This window comes from Phormidesmis sp. 146-33 (assembly GCF_052939515.1).
In genome coordinates this window covers 1-8,313 of the sequence record NZ_JBJPHU010000186.1, presented here as the reverse complement: position 1 = coordinate 8,313, position 8,313 = coordinate 1, and the positions used below count along the sequence as shown (strand labels likewise).

3 protein-coding genes are annotated in these 8,313 nt (G+C 50.8%); all 3 read right to left on the bottom strand.

Going from position 1 to position 8,313, the window contains the following annotated elements:
• Positions 1-174: 174 nt before the first annotated feature.
• The 3 genes from ACJ2PR_RS34025 to ACJ2PR_RS34015 all read right to left on the bottom strand — a co-directional run bounded on the left by ACJ2PR_RS34025 (position 175) and on the right by ACJ2PR_RS34015 (position 7,257).
• Positions 175-1,770 carry an esterase/lipase family protein gene (locus ACJ2PR_RS34025; RefSeq protein WP_446880367.1) on the bottom strand — a complete coding sequence of 532 codons (1,596 nt, stop codon included), beginning with the start codon at positions 1,768-1,770 and terminating at the stop codon, positions 175-177.
• A gap of 199 nt (positions 1,771-1,969) precedes the next feature.
• The gene (locus ACJ2PR_RS34020) at positions 1,970-5,551 is read right to left on the bottom strand and encodes a WD40 domain-containing protein (RefSeq protein ID WP_446880366.1); all 3,582 of its coding nucleotides are present in this window, start codon (positions 5,549-5,551) and stop codon (positions 1,970-1,972) included.
• A gap of 380 nt (positions 5,552-5,931) precedes the next feature.
• Entirely contained in the window at positions 5,932-7,257 is a 1,326-nt protein-coding gene (locus tag ACJ2PR_RS34015; protein ID WP_446857302.1) for an AAA-like domain-containing protein, read from the bottom strand.
• Between the last annotated feature and the right edge of the window lie 1,056 nt (positions 7,258-8,313).

The window sequence follows — 8,313 nt, the reverse complement described above, 5'->3', positions numbered from 1 at the left end:
CTCACATCACTTGAATCATGGCTGACTCGAACCAACCGATCGCCCCGATCGAATTAAAGCGATCGTCAAAATAACTGCGATCGCCTTACATGGATCAGTTAAACCAGACAGAATGCAGACTTTATCCCTCGTTTAGAATTGAGTCCAAAGTCTCTGGGGTTAACGGACAGATTTCTACACAAATCGTACAGGCTGACCTTCTTCGGGAATACGATCGACTTCGATCCGATAGGTGCCAGAAAATCCGGTGCCACCGATATCAAACTCCCAGCCGCCGTCTACTTTTCGCATGGGGGTTGCGCTTTTGAGATCATCCTCTCCATCCGCAAACTCTTCGCCCGTATAGAGATATAGCTGAAGCGTCGGCTGCAAAATTGCCCGCACATAATACTGTTTGGAGAATACAAGATTGTCAGAAAAGCCCAACCCAAACAAATCCCGCTCGCCCACGTAAAATTCTAATCGCATTACTAAGTCCGTTTGCGTCACGCTCGAACCCGTATTCAAAAAGCCCTCCCAAATCAGGCGATCGTCGTCTGCCCAAGGAAACGAGAGCTTGCTAGCGTCTTCGCTAAAGTCGGCTGACCGAAACGGCCCATAACAATTTTCGCCCTCTTTACTTTGGTGAAACAACTCAAAATCAACGCCCCGTGGCTTAACTGACACGCCCAAAAAGATCTCACTTTTGCCAAACAAATCAAAGCCCCGTTTGATCTGAGCGCTGACCTGACGAAGGCGCGATCGCACATCGCCCAAAAAGAATCTGGTTGCCACCTCAAACGATTCACGAGCGCTAATTAACGAATCAAATCCCCCATGTGGCTTGTGCAAAAATGTCCGAGGGGCCCCTTCGATCTGAGCAGAAAACTGTTTGACCAACCCATCGCTGCGATTGTAGTTCAGCCCATCTTCTCCCGCCGCCGCAAACAAACGATTTAACACTGCCGCACCCTGGCTGGCGTAAGAGCGATAATTTGTCCCCACCACACAGAGCAAGCGATCGAGCGGAAAGTGCTTTGAGAAATTCACATAGGCTGCATCGTTCTTGGGATCTTTCTGGTTGTCAGGGTTGAAGTGTTCTATCTCGTTTGACGACTCTAAATTTAGCCAGCGAAACTCTCGCACCAGTTGAAAAGAAATACCTTTGTGGGGCGTTCCGAGCGTAACGATTTTGTTGATGGCGCGATCGGCTGCCAATGCGCCCCGTTTGGGATACGCCCGTTGAATCGCTTCTCGCACCACCAGACCGCCCATCGAGTGAGCAATAATGTTGACCTTGGGCGTACACTCCTGCTTAATCGCAATTAGAGCGCGAATAAACTCAATCAGCCGCACCAGCGCCTCCCCATAAACAGAGAATCGGCGATCGCACAAATCGTAGTAGCGAAACACCCACAAACTATGACAGGGATCATCCGTCGATCGCAGCAGTTTCAACGCCATCGCCGGGTCGATAATCACCTTCCCTTGAAAAAAGCTCGGATCAAACACCTTCAGCGCTTCAGGAATCACCGGAGGAGCCATCATCTGGTTGGCATAATAACCGACCACATTAGTCGCATCGTGATAGCGCCAGTCAGACTTGATAAACCGCAGAATCAGCCCCTCATAGATGTAATTTTCGCCACGTTTTTGTGGGTAGACGCTCCCATCGTTAAAACCTTGATAGGTGAGTCGCCGCTCATCAACGGTATCCGTCCCCCCAAAGCCGCGCACCAAAATCACAGGCAACGGACGACGCACTGGATCAGACCATCCGGGATTTGACATATTCACTCCAAAAATCTCGACGAAATATGAACAACCTGACGAGACTCAGCCGATTCTACAAGTCCACCTTCAACAGTCCCACGGAACCATTGTGATGCATGACTCTCCCGTAAACTCACTGAGCCGTTGTAAATATTTTCAAACCTAGCTTTAAAGCCCGTCCCTCATCCCTCATCCCTCATCCCTCATCCCTCATCCCTCATCCCTCACAAAGCGATCGATCCCTCGCCTCCACCTCCCCATTCGTCCTTAAATAATCTCGCGCCCAGTCACAGCCATATTTCAGCAAGTCTAGATTGAGAATTCGGTACAAGTCCCATAAAATCACCGTCTGATCATCACTTGCAGAAGCCAACAATCGGCCATTGTGGCTAAAAGCAACATCCCAAACCGTGCCCCGGTGTCCCGTCAGCGTCGTCAAAAGCGTGCCATTGATACTCCAGAGTTTGACGGTGCCATCCATACTCGAAGCGGCGATCACCTGCCCTGTGGGGTTAAAGTCTACTCGAATCAGCGCATGGCTCCCAGAAGTCAGTTTGCGAGGTTGATCGAGAAATTGACCCTGACCATTCTGTGTCCAGAGTTGGATCGTCCCCTCGCTGTCAGTTGAAACGATCGCCTCTCCAGTGGGACTAAACTGCACTCCCCACACGGTTGAGCTGCCGTTTAAAAGCGTTTTGTCTGGCCGACTCAAAAACTGCCCTGCCGAATTTCGCTTCCAGAGTTGTACTTTGCCGTCACCTGCCGCAGACGCTAACCAACGCCCATCCGGGCTAAAGGCCAAATCGAGAATTCTAGCTTTGTGTCCTTGCAAGGTTTGCAACAGGGTGCCGTCTAGCTTCCACAGTTTGATCGTTGTATCGTCGCTGCCCGAAGCGATCGTCCGTCCATCAGGACTAAACTTAATCGCCATAATTCCCGCGCCGTGTCCCTTAAAAGTTTTCAACGCAGTGCCATCGAGCTTCCACAGTCGGATCGTCGTGTCGTCACTGGCAGAAGCCAAAATTTTCGTCGGAGCCGTATCCGGGCTAAACGCTACTTTATTCACCGCCGCACTGTGTCCTTTGAGGGTTTTTGAAACGGTGCCATCAGGTTTCCAGAGTTTCACGCTTTTATCCGACCCCGCTGACGCGATCGTTTGCCCATCAGAGCTAAACGCCACACCCCAAACCACAGAACTGTGACCATTCAGCGTCTTGAGCAGGGTCGATCGCGGCTTCCACAAACGGACTGTGCTATCTGCCCCCGCCGTCGCCAACATCAACCCATCTCGACTAAAATCCACGCTATACACCCCCGACAAGTGCCCCTTGAGCGTCGTCAAAAGTGAACCATCTCGCTTCCACAACTTCACCGTGTTATCGACGCTGGTAGACGCGATCAGTTGACTATCCAGACTAAAGGCAACCTCGTTTACGCCTGCCGTGTGCCCTCTCAGCGTGTGAAGCAGCGTGCCATCTGACCGCCACAACTTCACCGTGTTGTCTTCACTGCCCGACGCGATAAACGCCCCATCGGGACTATACGCCACTCCCAAAACGGCCGCCTCGTGCCCTAAGAGCGTTCTAAAGGGCTGAGGTGAAAACTTTCCGGCATCCTGTCGCCAAAGCTGGATCGTATTGTCGGCGCTGGCTGACGCGATCGTGCCTCCATCGGGACTAAAGGCGACACTCCACACCGGAGAATTGTGGGATTTGAGGGTCAAAATCAGCGTCCCGTCCGATCGCCACAGTTTGATCGTGTTGTCTGCGCTGGCCGAGGCGACTAGCTGACCATTGGGGCTAAAGGCGACATCCCAAACGGGCCCAACATGTCCTCTGAGCGTGCGATAGGGGGTGGTGAAGCTTCCCGTTTTGTCGCGCTTCCAGAGATTCACCGTGTTGTCTAAGCTGGCTGACGCGATCATTTGTCCATCGGCACTAAACGTGACTTTGTAGACGGCTCCCCCATGCCCATGCAGGTCTTTTAACAGCGTGCCATCGGGTCGCCACAGCTTAATCGCATTGTCTGAATCAGAAGAGGCGATCGTCTGCCCATCGGGACTAAACGCCACCCCCAAAACGCCCGTTCCGACTGAGAAGCGATTGGACTCAACCACGCCATAGATCGATCGTTGCAGAGCGGTTTCGACTTTTTCCTCGGTTTCAGGGTCATGTTCATAAACAGTTTGAAGTCGGCGCTTGGACTGAATAGCCGCCATCAGCGCATCAAACCGTCGATCAGACGCATACAGCGCATCCGAAGATGTCGCACTCGCCCGAATTTCACTTAGAGTTGCCTGACGAGATTGCCAAAACGTCGCCATCGCCAGCCCGATCGCCACCACCAATAAGACACTCATCAGCGCCAGCAGCGATCGTTGTCGTTTGAGGTGAGTGCGCTGTTCTTTGAGGCGAGCCTGCACTTCTTTGAGCCGTTCTGCTTCCAGGGTTTTCTGGACTTCCTGGCGATCGAGATCCTGACTGGCCGCCAAAAACTGATAGTCCTGGTCGCTGAGACTTTTTCCCCGTGCCCACAGTTGAGCATCCAGCAGCGTTTGACCTCGCAACAGTCGAGAATCGTCCGCACAGCCAGAATTCAGCCATCCCGTCAGCGCCTCTGCGTAGGGCCGCCGTTTTGCCAGTTGTCGCTCGACCCATTCGAGGTTAAAGACCGCTTCATAGATGGGGTTTTTGATTCTCAACTGTCCCTGATGTTTTTCAACCAGACCCGACAGCAATAAATCTCCCTGTTCTCGGCTGCCATCGGCGGGAATGCCCTGATGACTGGTTCTAAACGTGGGCGAGTCGGCGGGAGCAGCGGGCGGCGAGAGAAGAATTTGTTGATAGAGTCCCAAAAGTCGGCCCGACTGAGGTTGGTTTCGCAAGAGGCGATCGCGAATCGTTCTCAGATGTTCTGGCTCGTCTTGAGTTTCCCAGTTGTGAATGATGCGGCTGTGAAAGATGTGTTCGAGTCGAGCGGTTAGCGGTTGAGTAGATTGAGCGGCTGGCTCTGCGCCTCCCAGTTCTTGTACAACGATCTGACACATTTTTTGCGTCAAAAACGGCTGGCCGCCCGTCCAATTTAAAATCTGCTGCAACACAGCCTTGGGGTGACTGACGACGCTAATCAGATCCGGGAGCAACGGAGCCGCCTCCGACAATTGAAAGCCATCTAGCTCGATCGCCTGTCCGATGTTAAAAGGCGTTCGTGTTTTGTCGGTGATCAGATCGGTGGGCGTGGCGACCCCCAAGAGGGCAAAGCTGAGATGGTTGTAGATAGCCTGTTCTGCGCGTTTGTTGTAGCAGGCCCGAATCAGCGCAAAAAAGTCATCCGTCGGAAACTTTAAGCCCAGCACGCTGTCAATTTCGTCAATAAAAATTACGATATCTTGCGTCACCTGAGCGAGAAGAATGGTTTCTAAAAAATCACTCAGCCGATTGACCAGAGAGAGATGGGTGCGATCGCGCCACCAGCTTCCCAGATTGACCTTTAGCTGAAAATTGCTGACCAGAGAAGCGGCGATCGAGGCGTACCATTGTTCTGCGGTGACTTGTTGGGTGCCGATCGCGGTGATATCAATTACGCCACAAAAGATTCCCTCTTCGCGGAGTCGCTGCATCGTCTGCACCCGCAAGCTTGACTTTCCCATTTGTCGGGCGTTAAAGACATAGCAAAATTCTCGCTGCTGTAACGCCACATACAGGTCATCATCGGCTCGACGCTTAACGTAGCTGGGCGCATTAGGTGGAAGACTGCCGCCAACTTGATAGCGAGAGACGGGAAGCTGAGATGCGACCATAGGAGAAGCTTTAAGTTTTGATCTGGACGCTGGACTGTAGACGCTAAACTGTAGACTTTGGACGCTGGACTTTGGACGCTGGAGTTTAGTATTCAGCAGACCCCCTGCGTGAATAGAATTTTCGATGTCACCTGCCGCTTAGGTCTTGCTCCGTTTGGGTCGGCTTGTGCCCCCTAAATCCCCCATTCTGGGGGACTTTGAAACCGCAAGTCTTGGCTCAAAGTCCCTCACTTGTGGGGGATTTGGGGGGCGTTTCCGGATTCGCGCAGGAGGTCTAGTCTTCGGTCATTGATTTTCAGTCCCAGGTCTAAAGTCTAAAGTTTACAGTTCAACGTCTAAAGTCTAAAGTCCAAGCTCCTCTATCTTTACTCAAAACTTTTCTAGCTCACCGCCAATGACTGGGCAAAGTATTTGCGATACAGGTGACAGCTTGGTACAACGTGCTGGTCGCGAATCTTGACCAACCCCTTGCTTTGAAGTTTGAAAGACTGAACGGCTTCTAGCTCGATCGGGGTCGGAGACAACACAACTCGCTTGAGCGCCTCTACCAGTTCGGGGTATTTCTGCAAATCCCACAGCAGGTTTCTCAAATGGGGGCTATAAATACTTTCGGTGGAGATGGCGTTTTCGTTGAGTTGTTCGAGGGTGACCTCTTCTAGACTGAGGTGATGCAGCGCCAACTGTACCAGATAAGGACTGCCCCCCACCAGCGTCAGCAAGTCGTCAGCGCAGGTTTCGGGTTGTTCTAGTCCATATCGCTGGGCCAGATCGCAGATTTGCTCTTGGGTAAAGGTTGGTAGCTCGATCGCCAGCCCCGCATTAAAGGGCGATTGGTGCATATTTAGCGGCACGTAGACTTCGGTAGAATGCACCAGCACGAGGCGCAGTTTTTGCCAGAGATCACTTCTACCATCGCCATAGCGGGCTTTTTCGTACCAGGCTCTCAACATGCCAAAAAAATCGGTGGCAATTTCGGGATATTCAAACACCACATCGACTTCATCAAACGCCAGCACCAATGGGGTCTCGACCTCTGACAAAATGTAGTTCTCAAAGTAGTTGGTGCAGTTGTAGCTGTTGCCAAACAGATCGTCCCAATGCTTCTCTAGCTGGTTGGGGAGGCCCAGGCTCTGAGTGACAACGGCACAAAACCACTGCAAAAAGCGCTTTAGATCAGTGAACACAGTCGAGTCGGCCAGTTGCAGGCTGGAAATGGCCGTAGCAAATCGCTGATCTCTGGCTTGAGAAAGTACTCTGGCGACGAGGGAAGTTTTTCCCATTTGGCGGGGGGCTTTAATTCTCAACAACGCCCCTGGTTGAAGAATGGTGTCGTAGGCCAATGTCTCGATCGGGGGCCGTTCGACATAAAAGTTGGAGTCTAGCGGTAGTTGACCACTCAACAATACTTGCTGCCGATTTCCCCCCAGGGAGTCTGAGTCCGCATAATCTTCGGCTCCTAACGTCAGGTCAAACGCCCGAAAGTAATTTTCTAACGTCTGCTGATCGACCGCAACCTTGCGACTTCTCACCCGGGCCAACGTGTTGGGGCTAAGTCCGGTACGATCGCTCAATTCTTGCAGCGTATAGGGCTTTCCAAAATTGCTTTGGCTGACCGATCGTTGCTCTGCGGTCTGCAATCGTTGCCACCCTTTTGAGCTTAGGATGATTCCTCGTTTTCGCTTGATTTGATGAGGGCGTTGCGACATGCGGGTAAAGGGGGACGACACAGAAGAAACCGGATGACCATGAAAGGAGCATTCTAATACGATTTCACCCTGTCATTGCACCGTACAGGACAGTTTCCAGGTTCAAAGAATGATCACGTTGTACGGAGATAGAAAAGTTGTTGAGCGGTTGATCAAGCTAACTGGCAAACTCGACAAGTTTCTTCTGTGATGCAGCATTGCAATCTAATTGTCTGGCTTTTAAGAGTAAGAAAAAGGGAGAATAGGCGATCTTAAGTTCATCAAAACCCTCTCGAAAGGTGAAGATTTTGCCGTTTTTTATCATCGCTTTTTATCCGCAGTGAGTGAGCTAAAAATTAACAATCATTGCCTCGTCACTATATCAGGCTTAAATTGTGGATCTGATTTGTTTTTTTAGGTTAAAACTATATAAATTACTTCAGGTCGGAGTTAATACTTCAAGTATCTAATTGTGATGCGCCTAAAATAGTCATCATTTATCAGAAGCCAGCTTATTTCCTGCAATTTTTGCTCACCGTTTGAAGTGAAAGATCGCGCTGCATCAAGTTTGGCACTCGCTCTTGTCTTGAGTCTTTTTCTAACTTGTGTGCTTAACTAGTGATCTTGAGTAGTCAAGGATTCCCTTGAGATGCAAGCTGTATAAAGGTAGCAAAACTCACTTTACTTACCTCGGTAGTATGGTTAAATCTAAGTAAGAAGCCGAGTAGTGTAAGATGTAGCTTTCCAGCTTCCCTCTACCAAGATCTGTGCATCAAGATCGGTAAGGTAATTTTTGTCAGATCGGCGATCGCTGAAACCAGAGTTCCTGAGTTTGTAACTACCTTCAAACAATTCAAGGGTGCATGAAGAGTGACCATTATGAGAATCAAGAACCCAGGTAGCCCAGTATGCTCAATCAAGATAAGTCAAGACTGTAGCGGCCAGACTGTGACCCTGATGAAACGAAATAGTAGAGCTAACCTGATTGACTCAAGCGCGATCAGGGTGACGACTCCTGTTGAGCGCTTCTGCAACGTTCAAATTGATGATCTGCCCCTCAACAACCAGGATTGCGGT

Coding starts and splice junctions, on each gene's coding strand:
- ACJ2PR_RS34025 (WP_446880367.1), bottom strand. CDS start 1,770: ATGTCAAATCCCGGATGGTCTGATCCAGTGCGTCGTCCGTTGCCTGTG.
- ACJ2PR_RS34020 (WP_446880366.1), bottom strand. CDS start 5,551: ATGGTCGCATCTCAGCTTCCCGTCTCTCGCTATCAAGTTGGCGGCAGT.
- ACJ2PR_RS34015 (WP_446857302.1), bottom strand. CDS start 7,257: ATGTCGCAACGCCCTCATCAAATCAAGCGAAAACGAGGAATCATCCTA.